We start from the raw sequence: 15,697 nt of genomic DNA, 5'->3' as shown, positions 1-15,697 counted from the left end.
TGATTCAGGCGGTGCTACTCCCCCGAGTTGTCGGCAGTAAAGGCTAAATCGTAAATATTAGCAGCATCGTTATTAGTTGGGTATCCATTCCCTAACATATCAATCGCATAAAGTGTTGCACGCTTCATGGCAAAAGTTTCTTTATAGACGTATACTTTTTCTGGGCGAGATTGAGTTGCTTCGTATTCCCCGCCAACAAATGCAATTAATTTATTTTCTGGAACATCAATTGATTCAATAATGTTCTCAACATTGATAAATGGCATATTTGAACCATAAACATTATTTAAATTAGCAAAAGTTACTGCTGCGATAATGTCATAGTAATTCACTGGATTTACAATCAAATATACATTACCCGAAACTTTACGATATTTAATTTCACCTGTATCGTTTTTATCAACTTTATAAGTAAACTTAGAAAGTTTTTTCATTACTCCAGCCAATTCGTTAACAATTTTATCCTTTGCAAATGTTAAAGTTCCTGAACTTACTTTATCAGGTTTACCTGTAGTTTCATCTAAAGCACCATCCACGTTTTTTAACAAGCCGATTGGTTCATCTAAACCATTACCAGTAATTACCTTTTCAGCCCAAATGTCACGAACCGCTTCGCTTAGTGACAAGCTAATAAAACGATCAATCCAACGTGGTCCTAAATCTAATGTATCATTAGAAATTAAGAAAAATGCAGTCAGAGCTAATTGAACAAATTCAGAAGCACCAAACTTTGCATCCAACTGTCCTTCTAAATCTTTATGTAACGGACCAAATACTGCCACACCTGTGCGACGAGCTCGAATCACTTTTACACGTCCTACTGTAGGTGTGAAATTGATAATACCTAAAATTGGATGGTCCTTTTGAAGATTTTCAAAAACTCGTTCTAAAATTGTTTCTGGCCACACTACATCAGAATCAAATCCACCAGTTTTAACTGCTTCATTGTAGAATTTTGTTTCTTCAGCTGTAAGTGTAGGAATCCCACGAGCTTCAAGAACACGATTATCAGTTACGTTTTTCAATTCTTCGTATTCATCACGTACTTGTTTTCCAGCATCTTCAGCAATAGCGGTTACATAAGCTTCTAGGGCTTCATTTACAGCTTCAGGTTTAACACCTTCTTGATTTGATACTGCATTAAATGCTTTTTTGGCATCCGCAGTTTTATTTGTAATTTTTAAAGTCATGTTTTTACTCTCCTTTTCGCAAACGTGCGATTAATGATTTTTGTTTTGGTTCTTGTTCTGTTTGATTGGTCACTGGCTGTTCAAAATTTGCCATTGCGACCGCAACAGCGTTTTGAATCATGGTGGTAATATCTTTTGGTTCATCTTGTGGCTCATCACGTTTAACGGAATCAGCGAATCCATATTTTACAGCTTCATCGGCTGTAAACCACTTTTCTTCATTCATCCAGTCACGTAATTGATCAGTAGACTGTCCTGTCTTGTCGGAATAAATAGCCAATATTGAATCGTCAATAGTCTCCAATGCATTTAAAGTTTTTTGAATGTCTTGCTTGTTCCCCCATGTAAAGGTCGAAGCTTCATGAATCATTAAAGATGTTCCTACATTCATAATTACTTCATTTGCACCAGCAACAATAAAAGTAGCTGCGCTTGCTGCTAATCCAGTGACCTCAACCGTAATGTTTGACTGATGATCTTTCAAATAGTTATAGATTTCAATTCCTTCGAAAACATCACCACCAGGACTATTCAGTTTAATTACAATATCATCTGTGACAGTATCCAATGTTTCACGAATGTCTTTTGCATTAATGACATCGTCATCACGCCAATACTTCTTTTGAACATTTCCACTCAAGGTGAGAATGTGCTTACCATTTTGAATTTCATTGGTAAATTGAAACGGTACTTTTTTAATTTTCGTCATTGTTGTTCTCACCCCCTTTCAAATAATCATAATTCTTAGTCATTATTAACCGTCGACCTTCTCCATTTAGTAACGGGTCATAATCAACTTCATTACGCACCTCATCACGTAAAAATGTTCCAGAAGCCACAATCTTATCGATTTGAGTAGCGTTTTCCAAAATACTAATAGGTAAAACGTTAGTAATTTTTACTCTTTCACCATTAATGTATTCTTGACGAGTAAGAATTTTGGCAATTAATTCATCTTGGATTTTTTCTACTAATGAACTAGTACAAGTTTTACGCATCGCTTTAATATTAGAATCAAGTTCTGATTTTTCACCATAAATAAGCGCCGTAGGTACTCCTATGGCGTTAGCGTAAACATCAATTAAAGATGTGATCATCTTGTTCAATTCATCAAGCGACTGGTTTGATACTCCCTGTTTATTTGTATACTCTTCGTATTCAAAACCTTTAACTTTTGGAACAATGGCAACAGAATTTGACTTAAACGAATCGTATACTTTATTTATGAATTCTTGTAATCGTTCAGTTCTTGTTTTCCCATCTTTTCCTTTATCATCGTTGATGTTCCCAGTTGAATCAATCGTTACTGTTCCTCTGATTTGATTGTTTCTCATTGCAATCTCAACAATTCTGCCGAATAATTCGCCGTAATCATCAAAAAGTCCTTTATCGAATCTATCTAATTTATCGTTGTTATACTCAAGATAAATTACATCAGACATCGCAAATGTTCGATTAAAAATATAATCTTTAACCATTACACCGGAAAAAATATCATCGTAAACTGCATATTCAGTTCGTGTAAAGTCATCAGCAATCAATAATTGATTATCATCAGTGAAAACCACTAATACTTCATTATCGGCTAATAGAGTATAAAAAAACTTTTGCCAAAATGAAGCAGCCGACATATCTTTGTTTGGACGAACATTTAAAATATAATCCCAATCAGCTGTATCAGTCTTATTTTTAAATTTGACTTTCATTGTTGACATGGTACGTGCTACAAAATTTAAGACAGTATCTTTAGCTAATAGTTTCAGATACAGCCTTTTTGCTGAATCTTCTCCAGCAATAAAATCAGGAATCCAATCAACTGGATCCTCTCCTCTAATCGACTTCTTAAACGCATCAAATAAACTCACATATTTTCACCACCTTTCAAGGCAAAATAAAAAGCCGTATGCTACGACTTAAAAAATAATATTTACAATTCTTTCAAACGGCTCTTTTTTTATGTCAATACGCTTGAATGATATTAATTTTCTTTCGCTAGTAAGAATTTTCTCCCATTTTTCTAGATCAGAAAATCCTTGCCAATCTTCTAGTTTTGGTAAATAAGCAATTACTTCTAATTTTGATTTTTCACTAGACATAATATACTCGCCACTGCGTGAATATTCATTTTCCACTACTCTTGTGACAAACCAAACCTTACCTCGTTCATCTTGAATTCTGTTTTCTGATAAATATTTCATAAAGTTATCCTATCCAGCTTTATCGACAGCTAACGAGATAATTCGGATCACCTGCACTTTCCGGCAAATCGCCTACCTGATTTGTTTTCAATCTTTTCCGGTGGTTTTTTCTTCCAACCTAAATCAGTAATTTCAGTCTTAGACCAGTAAGAGGTATTACCACCATAAACAGTTTTTGTTTTACGTTCGATATTTAAATATTGAGGTTTATACATATTTCTCCTCCTAAAAATCTAACTCATCCAACATATCAAACGCTTCGTCATAATCAACCGTCTCTACAATTGATTCACGTTTATAAAGAGCTGATAAGAATGCGTGAAACCCATCAGTTTTACGTCTGACAGGTTCTTTTTTTAGAAATGTACGGTTACCCAAGCTATCTTCTTTCACAAAAGTGTTATTTGTGTACCACCGCATCATGGGATCATCGCCAAAAATAAAACGCTCATTCGCAAATCCGTCCTCAATGATTGGCGCAACCTTAGCTTGAACGCCCCTCGGATTTCTAAAAAATTCATTCGTGAATTCATTCTCATCAAGCAATGGTCTTAATAAGTCCATTCGGAATCCGTCCGCTGCCACAATCTCGATGTTGTAATCTTTTCTTTTTTCAACAAGCCAATTAACTAAGTGGCGTGGGTCAATTGACGGCTCATCAAGTATAGTTACAAGACCTTTTTCTTCCCACTCCTTGATAGGTGCTTTTAGCTTGAAAGTATCTAGAAATTGTTTTCTTGCAAAACTATGCTGAAACCAGATGTACTTGTCATCTTCTTTAAACAGCAAGCCAACTGTCGCAAAATCTCGAATACTTGCATAGTCAAATCCAGCGACGCATGAATGTCCTTTTAAATCTGGTAGTTCCTGATTTGTAGCCATTAACTTCTCATGTGTTGTGACATCTTTTTCAGAATCTCCCTCAGTAAAGTTCATCCGTTTTACTACAAATTCTTTTCGTCCAGACGGTTCTTCCTGCAACTTTTCATATTCCTTTTTAACCGTTGAAAACAATCTCCTTGAATAAGCTGTACCTTCCTCAAACATCGGATTTGCTTTAGACCACATTTTAGGGTCGTCCATTTCATCAATGGTATCTAGTTTGCAAATGAAAGGGAATAGTCGGTCGTTTTTGTTCTCGCCAGAAAAAATCTTCTGGGATCGTTCGAGAATCTTGTCATAAAACCCCTCGCGCACATGCCCGTTTGTGCCATTGTAAAACGTTCTGGGGTTTTGAATCTTACCAAGTCCACTGCGTTGAATGTCAACTAAATCAGAAGTTTCAAACTGATGTATCTCATCAAATTCTAAACAACCATCTCGTGCGCTATCCATAGTTTTAGGATTATTCGTTCTGTAACTAAATGTAGAATTTGTAACATTATTGACTATTGCCATTTTTGTTAAATAAAATTGCTGTTCCAATCGTTTCATTTGAACCATTTCATAAACTTCTTTAAAACTAACTTTTCCTTGTTTTTCAGAATTAGCAGTTATTGTCACATCATAATTTCTAACGCCATACAATGGGCTAATGAAAAACGAATCTCTTGCTGACATAAATCCATTTTTACCACCACCACGAGCAATTGAATTTAAAAATTCATCAAAAAACACCTCATTATCTTCTTTGTTGTAAAGAAAAATAAAAGGTGTAATAAATTTTTGATATTTAGCTAATGGGAAAAAATTTTTTTCAGTGTAACGTACAAATTTATCAATCATTTCATCATTGAAATAAATGTCATCCCTAACAAGAATTTCTTTTTTTAAATAATTAACTAGTTGAATTCGTTCCTTGTTAAATGGAATTTTTCCGTTTTCATAAAGGTTTACGTATTCTTCAAAAAAATAAGGTTTGAGAAACGTCATAATAAATCACTGCCATCAATGGCAGCTTTCTCAGCTTGTTCTCGTTTTTCTTCAGGTAAATAATCAGTTAGTTGTTTGATTGCACGTTGATATGCTTGGTCTCTTGAATTATATTGTTTAGCAACTGGTCTTTCTCTTTCGTATGGTGTTTGATTTTCAGACTGAGAAAATAATTCATAATCACCTTTTTCTGTGATATCAATCCACATCTCATCTAAAAGTATTTTCAGACGAGCGGTTTGACGAATTAATCCAGAAACAATTTTCATTTTATCTGCATCAATATCTTTAAAAATATTGTTAAGACGTCTAATTTCAGCACCAACTAACCGATTACGCTTTTTTAAATCTGCCATTTAATCACTTCCTTTCTCTTGGGGGGTGGGGTTGTGTGAGAAAACATTAATACTTTTGCGGAGTCGACCCCATCCACCGGTTCCCAGAATTTTTTTTTGACTCAAAACTTTTTGACCGGGGGTGTTATTGCTCGTTCTTTTTTGAACTTTTATATAAGATATCCATTTGTTCTTGAACATCACCTAAACTGTTCATACTATCGTATGCTTCATTCAGTAATGGAATAGCACTAGCTTCAAGCTTATCAATATCGTATCCTAACTTATCAACTAATTCTTTTAGCAACATATTGTTTCCTCTTTCTTTGGCGGATTCTATTGACTTAATTACTCCTACCACCATTCATCATCCCATTTCTTTTTCTTTGGTTCGCCACGATAATTCATTCGATCATGTCTCTTGTTGTGGCAATCCTTGCACAGTGTTCTAAGGTTCTCAATGTCTAATGCAAACTCAGGATAGAACTCTAACTCTTTGATGTGATCTATCTCTAATACTGAATCGTATTGAGTAGTCAACTTACCTTTTGATTTACACCACTGACATTCATAATGATCACGTTCTAAACATTGTTGTCTCAGCTTACGCCATGCTGTAGAACCATAGAACTTTGCACGGTCAGCTTTAGTCTTTACGTTTGGTATCATGTTTTAATTTATCAATATATAATACAACTAGCGCACGTTGCATCTGAAGAACTCCTTCAACACTCAATGTATTCACATCTAACTTTAGATTTTCTTTAATGAACTTGGCATTATGCTCGGCTTTGACTGTTCTATCAGTAATGTAATAGCAGAGTGCAGCTGTCTCATCTAACTTCAATCCATAGATACTTATGATTCCAAGAATACTTTCAGCAATTTGATCAATATCTTTACTCTCACGTAGCTCGACTAACCTCTTGATTATTTCTTGTTCGCTTTGTTTAACCATTGAACAACCCTCTTTCTACGCAAAAAAGCACTAGAGAATATCTAGCGCATTGGCGTATATGTAAAAACATTTCACATACGGTTTCAGTGATTACCGCAAACACAACATAATTATCTCTCACTTAAGGCTGAGAAGCACCTAGGCTTTCTTACGAATTAGTAAAAACTAATCGAAAGTGATATGCGCCTATCTCATATCAATATAAGTCGTAGGCAAGGATTTGCACCTTGCATAACTGAATCATAAAACGTTTGGGATAACCCCGAACGTATCAGTCTTATTTTTAAGCGTCTACCTATTCCACCACTACGACAAAGGAGCAAACCTCGGCTATCCAAAATAACCACAAAACGTCAAAGGCCACAAAAATGTTGGTTTTAGGCCATTGAAAATGTAGGTATTCGTTGACCTTTTCCTACATTTTAATATGACCCTTTACATTCAAAATAACCACAATATCATAATAACTCGTTTTTACCCCTTAAAACGGTACAGTTTAACCCCCCGAAACGGTACAAGTTACCAACCTAATATTTTAGCAATCTTGTCACAAATTGCTCTGTCTACTTTTCGACAACCATCTTCGGTATAACCAATATTATCAATACTAGCTATTTTCACCCATGAATAAGGTTCATCAATAAAGTATCTTAATTCAATGATACGCTGTGCTTCATCAGATGATTGTGACAGCACCTTTTCTGCAATCCTTAAGAATTGACCCCTAAAAATTATTTGCTCGTGAGAAACGATTTTAATAGCTTTATTCTCTGTTTCAAAAGATTTAAAGCTACTTCTGCCACCGCCAGTATTTTCATCACTGCTTGCTTTAAATGGATTCATGATAGCTTCTTCTAAAGAAGCAATTTCTTTTTCAATTTCTTTTTTATTCCTCAGCAAATCTCTAACATGATTTCTAGCTGTGTTACTTACTTTAACTGTTTCTTTCAATCTATCATTTCCTCCATTTCATCTAACTGCTCGCCAACCTTTAAACCTACCCAACATGATGTGATTATCACTATCCATGACGTTTTCTATCGCATTCTTTATAGTTTTACTGTTAATTCCTAAAAGCTCTTTAGCGGCATTATATGAGCTAAATTTATAAACCTTACCGTTTGGATCAATTAGTTTAAAATCAATCTCATTGGTCTTTTTCTCTTTGATAAACAGCTTTCTAAGCATATCCAACTTATCTTGTTCATCTTTAGTTAATTTAGGCTTATTGGACAAATTAACCATTGTCAGAAGCATAATTTTTTGTTGTTTAGTCCGTGCTCTGATTTCACTCACCTACCGTCCTTGGTCTACCATATTTAGTCACTTTCCATTTACCGATTAAATCTTTATTTGCATTTAATCCAAATGCTTCTAATTCTGCTGAATCGTATGTTCTGTACAAAACAGCTCCCCATTCCACAAAAATACCGTTAACCATCCTACCAAGAATATAAATTTCTGGATAAGATTTCATTCACTCCGTCCTCTCAACTTTAATTTCCACAGAATTGAACATTTTTAGCATCAACTCAATTGTTGAGTCATATTTTTCTCTAGAAATAGTTTCATTCAAGTCATGATGAAACATTGCGCTAGTTGTAATTCCATGTTTTTCTTTTAATTCAATAAATAGATCGCGGTATGTTAATTGTTGTTTCATTCACTCACCTCCAGCAACTCTTTATTCTCGTGAACGTTTCCGATGACTTCAATCGGTAAATCTATAAAATGAAACAGTTCGAACTCAGTATCTAAATTATTATAATCAAGGACAAATGCACCAGAATCGAACTTAACAACACTTACATCTTCGTCGTAATCTCCGATAACCTTTACTATATCCCCCTCATACACTTCCACACCGTTCTTATCCTTAAGCCTTGTGGACTGCATGAGGATGACTTCATCTAAACTTCTAAGCTCATCCGTCCTAAACCAAGCAATAGTATTTTGTGTTATTTCAACAACTTCATTCGTGAAATCAATAGCTAATATATCTTGCATTGTTTCTGTCACTTTATCCCACGCTCTAAACTTCGGTATCATACTACTTCCTCCGATCAATGTAATCCTTCACAATTACAGCTGACATAATAATTATGAATAAGATCAACGGTATGTTTTCAGCTAACTCTTTCATTGATTAGGCTCCTTATCTATCTCCCAATACGGTTTAATTTTGTAATACTTTTTAACTTCTCTGCTAGTTGATCTAAGCATCGATTCTAAAACAGTTGCAATTGTTGTGTAATTTACTCGTCGTCTTTTAGCTTTTTTTACATTCTGCCACCCTTTTTCACCAAAGGTATAAACGCCTGTTCCATAGCTATTTATTTGAAACAATAAAACTGTGTTATTCTCCGCAATTAACTGTCTATATAATTCATCAGGCATTACAAAATAATTAAAGTGGCCAATGAAAGTTTTATTAGCTTGAGATAGAAAATCTGACTTAGAAACTTTAATTTCATAACACTTAATTTCACTACTTGTGTCATACGTTATAAAATCAACTATTTCATTCCCAAACCAGCCGATAGTCACTTCAAAACACCCGAATACACCTTGCTTTTGAGTATTATTCCAAACAAATCGTTCAGCTTCTTTTGTTAAATCAGTTTTCATTCGCCCTCCTGCTCGAACAAGTTTCCTTGCTTACTTTCTGTACACCAATTCCTTGATATTGGATACATATAAAAATTTTTTCCATTAATCGTGTAAAAAGGTATCATGTAGTGATTTTTTTCTTTTACCACTTCCATGCCGTCAACAATATCTAAATGGTCTTTAGATAATTGCCTTTTGATAGCCATGCCAGCACGTTCCTGAAATTTTTTCTTGCTAAAATAAAGGCTCACTATTCGCCCTCCTGTTCAATTACCCAAGCACTGAATGCTTGTAGGACTTGGGCTTGTTCAATTGTATTCAAACTATCTAGACTATTTCGCACATTATGTTTTTTATTGGAAAGGATAGGCTGCCCCAAAATCATAATTGCGTTAAATGGAGTTAAGGGCATAAGATTATTATTCTTTTCTTTCAACCACTCCAACACTATTTGCTGCTTATCGTTGAGTTTTGGATTTGCGAGATATTCTAAAACTTTCTTAACTTGATATGAGGATAAAAATGTTTCATAATTTCCTGTTATAACTCCTGCTGGAAAAATTCCCAATTTGCAATGGTCAATATCTTTTATCACGTCTTGAATCGTTGGATTGATATTCTCAATCATTTTTTCATATTCACTCATTCGACACCTCTTCCACAGCTCCGCCGATTAGTTCAGCGACTAGCTCTGCTTTGCGTTTATCGGTAAATTCATATGCATAATCTTTATTAGCTCCAGTTAGACTGTGATAAGGTATGCCGTCTGTAACGTGGCTTTTAAATTTGATAAAATATTCTTCGTTTTTTACAACCGCCCACCGCTTCGGCTGCTCGACTTCGTACTCTCCAGTTAGCCATGCTTGTGCATATTTTTCTTGATTTTCGGCATTTTCAAACCATGCCATATCACCCCAGCCCTCACCTAGTGCTTCAAGTAATTCTGGCTTTTCGCGTTTAAAGCTTTCTAAATGTCTAATTATTTCTTCTGGTAACGACACTACCACTTTATTCGGCGTGTCGGGTAGCTGTTTGGCTAAATCAATAGCATTTTTTATAGCTGTATTGTACCCTCCATCCCAACTGTCACTACAATTACGTACATTAATTTTTAATGCTTCAATCAATTCCTCTTTACTCAATTTACTCATCGTCTGCCTCCTTATATTTCTTAAACATTAAGTTATCAATATTATTACGACTATCTATATCTATTTTCCTTAATACGTGTCATGATGTAGTTACAGGAAAGGAGTGTTAATATGAAAAAACTATATCCTGTAAAAATTTACGAGAGCGACAATGTATTATATCTGTCGGAACGTCATGCCTTTGAAATTATGAGGACACGTTTACAAATCAATATCGGTTACATTCTCTTAGGAATGTCCTATACTTTTAAATTTTATAATTACCATCCCACACAGAATGCTATCAAAGCTTATGCATATATAGACGCATCTGCTGAAGGATATTCCCAATAGATAAAAACATTAAGTACTCTATGATTAGGGTACTTTTTATATTCCCTCCAACCCTCACCGCTAGCGCCTAATAATCTCTACCGCAATAGACCACCGTATTCCGATCGGGCGATACTACCGATTGATTCGAAAATTAAAGTTTTGTTCAATAATTTTCAATTATTAGGACACCAACAGATGTCGTTAATAAATTATTATTTTCTGCGAGTGTTAAGTAATATATCTTGTACAACAGATTTTTCACTCGCAATCGGATGTTTCCGCATCCGTTTTTGGTGTTTTCCGCCACCGATGAGGGTTGGACCAAGTTGCGTATTTGTTTTATCTTCGCAAGTTCGACCTAATGCTGATTAATCTTTATTCTTCCGATAAAACTATCAATATTACTAGCAGAACAAAAAATATTGCATATAAAATTCTTCCTAAAAAGAAATTAATAAATATGATTGATGCGTAAAAATATGCCGAAATTTTTGACCAATTCCATTTTTTAAACTTCATTCCTCAATCTCCTTGATTTCAAATTCAATTCTGTATTTATCGCTGCTACTTAATCCGCCGTGTTCAAAACTGATTAACTGAATCACTTTGTAATTATCATCGGTCCAAACTTCGCTATCTGTCATGCCATCAATTAGTGCTTTTACCGTTGGATAAAAATTTGGTGGGTCATATCGTCTTTTCGTTGGACTGAATACCGTTATTTTGCACGTACAGCGATTTTTCTCGCTAAAAGGTGTATTTACCTTAAATCTAGTTTCAATCGCTCCTAGATGCCTTAAAAATGATGTTAGCTTTGCTTTTTTCTGATAATGCAAACGATCATTACTTGAAATCATCTGTTTACACTTTTTCGTATTGGATAATTCAAAGGTGAAGTTATACATCTGACACCTCGTTTAACTTCTCAATTCTGCGTTCAATATATTTATCTAATAACTCGTTATCAGGGCTATCTTCAACTAACCGACTAGCTCGTTCCATTGGTTCAAGAGTTGATGCAATATTCAGATAGTCCTTAACCCGATTTGCTTCACGGTTAGTAATCATGCTGTCACCTCGTCAAAGTCATAGCCGAATCGCTCACATATCTGTTTGATGTCATCATGTGGTATCTGATTCTTTTTGATCGCTGCTTTAAACTCGTCTTTTCTAGCCCACAATGGAATGCCACCAATACTGGCTTCACCGTTTGGATTAAACCGCTCATAATCAGCCCAATTAATTCCGTTAACCTTACTAAACTTTGATTTTTGATTTAGATATTGCTCAAATTTATTACCGAATAATGTTTCTGGTCTCAAATATCTAGCCATATCCGTATTAAGCCATTCTTCTGATTTAACAGAAATTACGTGTTTAAAATCATCGAAAGTAAATCCTTCGTTAAATCTAGCTTTGATTAAACTTTTTGTTTTAGCTCCACTAGCTCGATACTTTGAATCAATCATTTTATTCAGATAATCGATAATTAATTTATAAGGAATGTCGTCTTGTTCGTCAGAACTAGACAATATATCTTTATCTATGTTCTGTTTAGTTATGTTATGTTTAGTTAAGTTATGTTGTGGTTCCAAACTGGAAACATTTTGTATACGATTTGTTTCCAAAATGGAAACATTGTCTTGAAAACCGCTCTCTAACTGCATTTTCTCAGCTTGATAAATTGTTGGTTTGAACCTATCATTTTGTAATGTGTTATGAATTCGCCAATCTTTTATCACAATTACACCACTCTCAAATGGAATGATAAATTGTTTAGATACTAAAATTTTTAAATCATCGTCACTAGCTCCTATTTTTCGTTTAATTGTTTTAGGATTTCCGACATATCCCTCGTCATCTCCGTCCATATTTAGATGAAAATATAAGGCTTGACTAGATAGTGGCATATCTAAAAATTTATCTGTATCAGTTATTTTTTTACTAAACATTCTTCTTTGTGCCACCTAACCCCTCCTTTCTCATAATCTCTTAGCGATTTCTTCAATCACATTTACCGTTACGCTATTGCCAGCTTGCTTATATAGTTGGCTATTACTATTTACTTTTACTGCTTTGTAAAATGCCCAATCGGGAAATCCTTGCAATCTCCAGCATTCTAAAGGCGTTAATTTTCTGATTCTGAAATCAGTAGATACAACCGCTTGTTCTTCTCCTGTTAGTAAAGTATTAGCTAGTTGCTTACCTACTCGTCCACGTCTAGTTTTTGAAGTTGGATGAGAGATATTGACTGAATCTCCAATAGTTGCTTCAGCATATCCTTTTGAAGTCGCCTCTTTGACTTTCAACAAATTGTTTTCTTGCCACGAGTTTGATGAAACAGTGGGAGAGATTTCATGTTCACCGCCTAAGTTATATCCTCTTGGCTTTTGAATGATCATACTATCAGGGATAGCAATTTTGTTTCCTTCACCTTTGTTTGTAGTTAATGTTGGAGAAAGTCCATCACTTGAATAAACTTCACCATTCATTCCAACTTTACTTGGATTTACATTTCCTATTGAAACAACCCCTAACCTTGATTCATTAAACTGTTCACTTTCTCCTCTGAAAGGAAATACTTTTCTGAAACGTTCTCCTCTAAGATGTCCGATAATGAACACACGTTCTCGGTTTTGTGGGACTCCGAAATATTTAGAGTTGCACACTTGCCATTCCACATCATACCCGCATTCATCCAACGATCTGAGGATTGTCTCGAACGTATCGCCGTTTTCGTGGTTGAGCAGTCCTTTAACGTTCTCAAGGAATAAATATCGTGGTCGTAGAATAGATGCGAAGCGCATAATCTCAAAGAAGAGATTTCCTCTAGTATCTTGAAATCCTCGTCTTTTTCCTGCAATGCTGAAAGCTTGGCACGGAAATCCGCCACAGATAATGTCGATTTTTCCAACTCTTCTTCGAAGTTTTCGAATAGACTTATTTGATAATTTTCTAACATTGTGCTACTCCCACTCACTAAATTCTTTCTCTCTAGTCAAACCATAAATTGACTTATAACTTTTTCTTGCAAAACTATCAATTTCACAGAAACCAACGCATTCATGACCTGCTCTCTCCATACCTAGACGAAATCCGCCAATGCCTGCAAATAAATCTATAAATTTCATTTAAATAATCAACTCTCTTTTTTGCTGATTTGTTATTTTAAAATGGCAAATCATCATCTGAAATCTCAATTGGAGCAGTTCCAAAGTTATTGTTTTGTTGAGTTGGTTTCGGCTGTTGATAAGTATTGTTTTGCTGTGGTGCTTGCTGGCTTTCAGATTGACTGCGTGATTCAAGCATTTGGAAGTTTTCTACAACAACATCGGTCGTGTAAACACGCTGACCTTGATTATTATCGTAACTTCCTGTTTGAATACGACCTGTTACACCGATTAATGCGCCTTTTTTCGCCCAATTAGCGAAGTTTTCAGCAGCTTGACGCCAAATCACACAACGGATAAAATCAGCTTCACGCTCGCCAGCTTGATTTTTAAACTGACGATTGACAGCTAAGGTGAACTTGACCGTTGCTATCCCACTTGACGTATATTTCAACTCTGGTTCTTTGGTTATGCGCCCTACTAATACAACGTTATTGACCATTTGATTCTCCTTTTGGCTTTTGAGTTACTTTCTGTAAATCTTCTATTAAATCGCCTTGTAATTCGTTTTTCTCTTTTTTGCTATTTATTTCAATCCTTTTTTCTGACAGGAGTGGTTTAATTAATTCAGCCTGTCCTGTTTGCTCAGCTTGTTTATAAATGTTATTTAATTGTTGGATTGTTACTGCATTTTTGATTTCGTTTGTGAAATCTCTTTTCGGTGGTTTTGATTGTTTTGGTTGTGCCTTTTGATAATTACTTTTTGCTTTTTGCGATTCATTGGCATCGTCATCGATTTCACTTGATATGCCAAAAGCAGTAGCTAGACTATATCTTTTTGCATAGGTTAAACCACTTCCTAAAGCTTGTGGACTAGCTTGTTGAGTTGCAACCACCTTATTCATTTGAACTGCGATTAGTGGAAATCCTTTAATTTTTAAAGAATCACTATCTCCGTCTGATAAAATGGTATAAATTACTTCATCTTCTATTTCTTGCCACCAAACTAAGCTCGCATCACTTTCTTTGATAGCATCATCAACCGACTTGATAATTCCATCAAGTGATACATAACCTTTTTTGAATTGCGGATTTGTTAAGTCTTTTTTCGGTTGCTTAATTGCTTTCTTAACTTTGATAAATTCTGAAATTGTACTCATTCAAACCTCCTATTCCCACTTTAGCGCTGGCTTTTTAGGCTTTTCGACTATCAAATCACTTATTTCATCTTCGATTTTTTCGCCATAAATTTTTTTAAGTTGTGTTAATGTTTCAAGTTTCACGCAATCCCATCCGTACTTGATTACTAATTCACGTTTTCGCTTATTGTCATTGGTCAATACTTTTTCAATAGCTGGTTTCGCAAAAGAAACTTTGCTGAATTTTCCACCTTTTTCTAACCGTTCTTTCAGTTCTTTTTCGCCAACTGTTTTAAATTTATCAATTCGTTTGGCATCAGCTACCAAACGCTCTAAAGTTTCGTTTGGTAGTTCGGCGATATTATTCGGTGTGAACTCCAAAAGTTCGCTTGTCTCTGTATCTATTACCTGTGGTGCCATAATTTGATATACCATTCTTATCTCCTTTACATTCCGTAATTGTCGTCTGCTAGATTTCTATAGTGCTCTTCTCGACGCTCGTCCTCTGTCGCATAAGTTGCACTGATTAAAGTCATGATTTTTTCGGTTGTCGGTTCTACACACTCCAACCATGTACTAATTAAAGTCATTATTTCGTCTTGTGGTGCGCTATCTAGCCAAAGTCTGATATATGTTTCAGTATCATCATTAAACTCGTCCACAGTCACAAACTGACCGCTTTTTAACTTGATGTACGTGCCACTCATAAATAATCACTTGCCTTATCCATGCAATCTTGCGAGCAGAAAACATAGCCGTCTATTTCAAATTCTTCGCCTGTTAAAACTTGATTCCGACAAATCTCACAGGCAATATATT

At 35.1% G+C, this 15,697-nt stretch carries 28 protein-coding genes and 1 pseudogene; 1 reads left to right on the top strand and 28 read right to left on the bottom strand.

Annotated elements, in window-relative coordinates:
* Positions 1–14: 14 nt before the first annotated feature.
* The 19 genes from HOY35_RS11970 to HOY35_RS11880 all read right to left on the bottom strand — a co-directional run bounded on the left by HOY35_RS11970 (position 15) and on the right by HOY35_RS11880 (position 10,314).
* A complete protein-coding gene (locus tag HOY35_RS11970; protein ID WP_172214218.1) occupies positions 15–1,190 on the bottom strand; it encodes a phage major capsid protein in 1,176 nt (391 codons plus the stop codon).
* A gap of 4 nt (positions 1,191–1,194) precedes the next feature.
* The gene (locus HOY35_RS11965) at positions 1,195–1,899 is read right to left on the bottom strand and encodes a head maturation protease, ClpP-related (protein WP_172214220.1); all 705 of its coding nucleotides are present in this window, start codon (positions 1,897–1,899) and stop codon (positions 1,195–1,197) included.
* Complete coding sequence (locus tag HOY35_RS11960) at positions 1,886–3,055, bottom strand: phage portal protein (protein WP_172214222.1); 1,170 nt, start codon at positions 3,053–3,055, stop codon at positions 1,886–1,888. Before HOY35_RS11960 ends, HOY35_RS11965 begins: the two co-directional genes overlap by 14 nt.
* Before the next feature lie 48 nt (positions 3,056–3,103).
* Positions 3,104–3,388, bottom strand: coding sequence for a hypothetical protein (locus tag HOY35_RS11955; protein WP_172214224.1), 285 nt, complete (start codon positions 3,386–3,388; stop codon positions 3,104–3,106).
* Between the two features lie 47 nt (positions 3,389–3,435).
* Complete coding sequence (locus HOY35_RS11950) at positions 3,436–3,603, bottom strand: hypothetical protein (protein WP_172214226.1); 168 nt, start codon at positions 3,601–3,603, stop codon at positions 3,436–3,438.
* Positions 3,604–3,613: 10 nt separating this feature from the next.
* Positions 3,614–5,260: a terminase TerL endonuclease subunit gene (locus HOY35_RS11945; protein WP_172214228.1), complete on the bottom strand. Its 1,647-nt coding sequence runs from the start codon at positions 5,258–5,260 to the stop codon at positions 3,614–3,616.
* The gene (locus tag HOY35_RS11940; protein WP_172214230.1) at positions 5,257–5,616 is read right to left on the bottom strand and encodes a hypothetical protein; all 360 of its coding nucleotides are present in this window, start codon (positions 5,614–5,616) and stop codon (positions 5,257–5,259) included. The genes HOY35_RS11945 and HOY35_RS11940 overlap by 4 nt, the downstream gene beginning before the upstream one ends.
* Positions 5,617–5,740: 124 nt before the next feature.
* Positions 5,741–5,959: a hypothetical protein gene (locus HOY35_RS11935; RefSeq protein ID WP_172214232.1), complete on the bottom strand. Its 219-nt coding sequence runs from the start codon at positions 5,957–5,959 to the stop codon at positions 5,741–5,743.
* Entirely contained in the window at positions 5,950–6,261 is a 312-nt protein-coding gene (locus HOY35_RS11930) for an HNH endonuclease (protein WP_172214276.1), read from the bottom strand. The genes HOY35_RS11935 and HOY35_RS11930 overlap by 10 nt, the downstream gene beginning before the upstream one ends.
* Entirely contained in the window at positions 6,242–6,553 is a 312-nt protein-coding gene (locus tag HOY35_RS11925) for a hypothetical protein (protein WP_172214234.1), read from the bottom strand. The genes HOY35_RS11930 and HOY35_RS11925 overlap by 20 nt, the downstream gene beginning before the upstream one ends.
* Positions 6,554–7,072: 519 nt before the next feature.
* A complete protein-coding gene (locus HOY35_RS11920) occupies positions 7,073–7,504 on the bottom strand; it encodes a hypothetical protein (RefSeq protein ID WP_172214236.1) in 432 nt (143 codons plus the stop codon).
* Between the two features lie 18 nt (positions 7,505–7,522).
* The gene (locus HOY35_RS11915) at positions 7,523–7,849 is read right to left on the bottom strand and encodes a hypothetical protein (protein ID WP_172214238.1); all 327 of its coding nucleotides are present in this window, start codon (positions 7,847–7,849) and stop codon (positions 7,523–7,525) included.
* The gene (locus HOY35_RS11910) at positions 7,842–8,030 is read right to left on the bottom strand and encodes a hypothetical protein (RefSeq protein WP_172214240.1); all 189 of its coding nucleotides are present in this window, start codon (positions 8,028–8,030) and stop codon (positions 7,842–7,844) included. The genes HOY35_RS11915 and HOY35_RS11910 overlap by 8 nt, the downstream gene beginning before the upstream one ends.
* Positions 8,031–8,216: a hypothetical protein gene (locus HOY35_RS11905; RefSeq protein ID WP_172214242.1), complete on the bottom strand. Its 186-nt coding sequence runs from the start codon at positions 8,214–8,216 to the stop codon at positions 8,031–8,033. It lies immediately after the preceding gene.
* Positions 8,213–8,602 (bottom strand): YopX family protein, encoded by a 390-nt coding sequence (locus HOY35_RS11900; protein ID WP_172214244.1) that lies wholly within the window; start codon positions 8,600–8,602, stop codon positions 8,213–8,215. Before HOY35_RS11900 ends, HOY35_RS11905 begins: the two co-directional genes overlap by 4 nt.
* Positions 8,603–8,692: 90 nt before the next feature.
* Entirely contained in the window at positions 8,693–9,181 is a 489-nt protein-coding gene (locus HOY35_RS11895; RefSeq protein ID WP_172214246.1) for a hypothetical protein, read from the bottom strand.
* Positions 9,178–9,414: a hypothetical protein gene (locus tag HOY35_RS11890; RefSeq protein WP_172214248.1), complete on the bottom strand. Its 237-nt coding sequence runs from the start codon at positions 9,412–9,414 to the stop codon at positions 9,178–9,180. The genes HOY35_RS11895 and HOY35_RS11890 overlap by 4 nt, the downstream gene beginning before the upstream one ends.
* Entirely contained in the window at positions 9,414–9,809 is a 396-nt protein-coding gene (locus tag HOY35_RS11885) for a hypothetical protein (protein ID WP_172214250.1), read from the bottom strand. Before HOY35_RS11885 ends, HOY35_RS11890 begins: the two co-directional genes overlap by 1 nt.
* Entirely contained in the window at positions 9,802–10,314 is a 513-nt protein-coding gene (locus HOY35_RS11880; RefSeq protein WP_172214252.1) for a DUF1642 domain-containing protein, read from the bottom strand. Before HOY35_RS11880 ends, HOY35_RS11885 begins: the two co-directional genes overlap by 8 nt.
* Positions 10,315–10,425: 111 nt before the next feature.
* On the opposite strand from HOY35_RS11880, the gene HOY35_RS11875 reads away from it, so the two are divergent.
* A complete protein-coding gene (locus HOY35_RS11875; protein ID WP_172214254.1) occupies positions 10,426–10,647 on the top strand; it encodes a hypothetical protein in 222 nt (73 codons plus the stop codon).
* A 497-nt stretch (positions 10,648–11,144) separates the two neighbouring features.
* Here the strand turns inward: HOY35_RS11875 and HOY35_RS11870 are convergent, their stop codons facing one another.
* The 9 genes and pseudogenes from HOY35_RS11870 to HOY35_RS13695 form a co-directional block, all read right to left on the bottom strand.
* Positions 11,145–11,534, bottom strand: a complete 390-nt coding sequence (locus HOY35_RS11870; protein WP_172214256.1) for a hypothetical protein — start codon at positions 11,532–11,534, stop codon at positions 11,145–11,147.
* A complete protein-coding gene (locus HOY35_RS11865; protein ID WP_172214258.1) occupies positions 11,527–11,697 on the bottom strand; it encodes a hypothetical protein in 171 nt (56 codons plus the stop codon). Before HOY35_RS11865 ends, HOY35_RS11870 begins: the two co-directional genes overlap by 8 nt.
* Complete coding sequence (locus HOY35_RS11860; RefSeq protein WP_172214260.1) at positions 11,694–12,596, bottom strand: conserved phage C-terminal domain-containing protein; 903 nt, start codon at positions 12,594–12,596, stop codon at positions 11,694–11,696. Before HOY35_RS11860 ends, HOY35_RS11865 begins: the two co-directional genes overlap by 4 nt.
* Positions 12,597–12,611: 15 nt before the next feature.
* Positions 12,612–13,760 (bottom strand): annotated as a pseudogene (locus HOY35_RS11855) (DNA cytosine methyltransferase).
* A 37-nt stretch (positions 13,761–13,797) separates the two neighbouring features.
* On the bottom strand, positions 13,798–14,241 hold the full coding sequence (ssb, locus tag HOY35_RS11850) for a single-stranded DNA-binding protein (protein WP_172214262.1): 444 nt from the start codon (positions 14,239–14,241) through the stop codon (positions 13,798–13,800).
* Positions 14,231–14,899, bottom strand: coding sequence for an ERF family protein (locus HOY35_RS11845; protein WP_172214264.1), 669 nt, complete (start codon positions 14,897–14,899; stop codon positions 14,231–14,233). Before HOY35_RS11845 ends, ssb begins: the two co-directional genes overlap by 11 nt.
* A gap of 9 nt (positions 14,900–14,908) precedes the next feature.
* Complete coding sequence (locus HOY35_RS11840; RefSeq protein ID WP_172214266.1) at positions 14,909–15,313, bottom strand: hypothetical protein; 405 nt, start codon at positions 15,311–15,313, stop codon at positions 14,909–14,911.
* 11 nt (positions 15,314–15,324) lie between these two features.
* Complete coding sequence (locus tag HOY35_RS11835) at positions 15,325–15,585, bottom strand: hypothetical protein (protein ID WP_172214268.1); 261 nt, start codon at positions 15,583–15,585, stop codon at positions 15,325–15,327.
* Entirely contained in the window at positions 15,582–15,680 is a 99-nt protein-coding gene (locus HOY35_RS13695; RefSeq protein ID WP_367649915.1) for a hypothetical protein, read from the bottom strand. The genes HOY35_RS11835 and HOY35_RS13695 overlap by 4 nt, the downstream gene beginning before the upstream one ends.
* Positions 15,681–15,697 lie beyond the last annotated feature (17 nt).

Source organism: Enterococcus sp. MMGLQ5-1 (genome assembly GCF_013155265.1).
Classification (GTDB): domain Bacteria; phylum Bacillota; class Bacilli; order Lactobacillales; family Streptococcaceae; genus MMGLQ5-1.
This window is presented reverse-complemented; position numbering and strand designations above follow the sequence as displayed.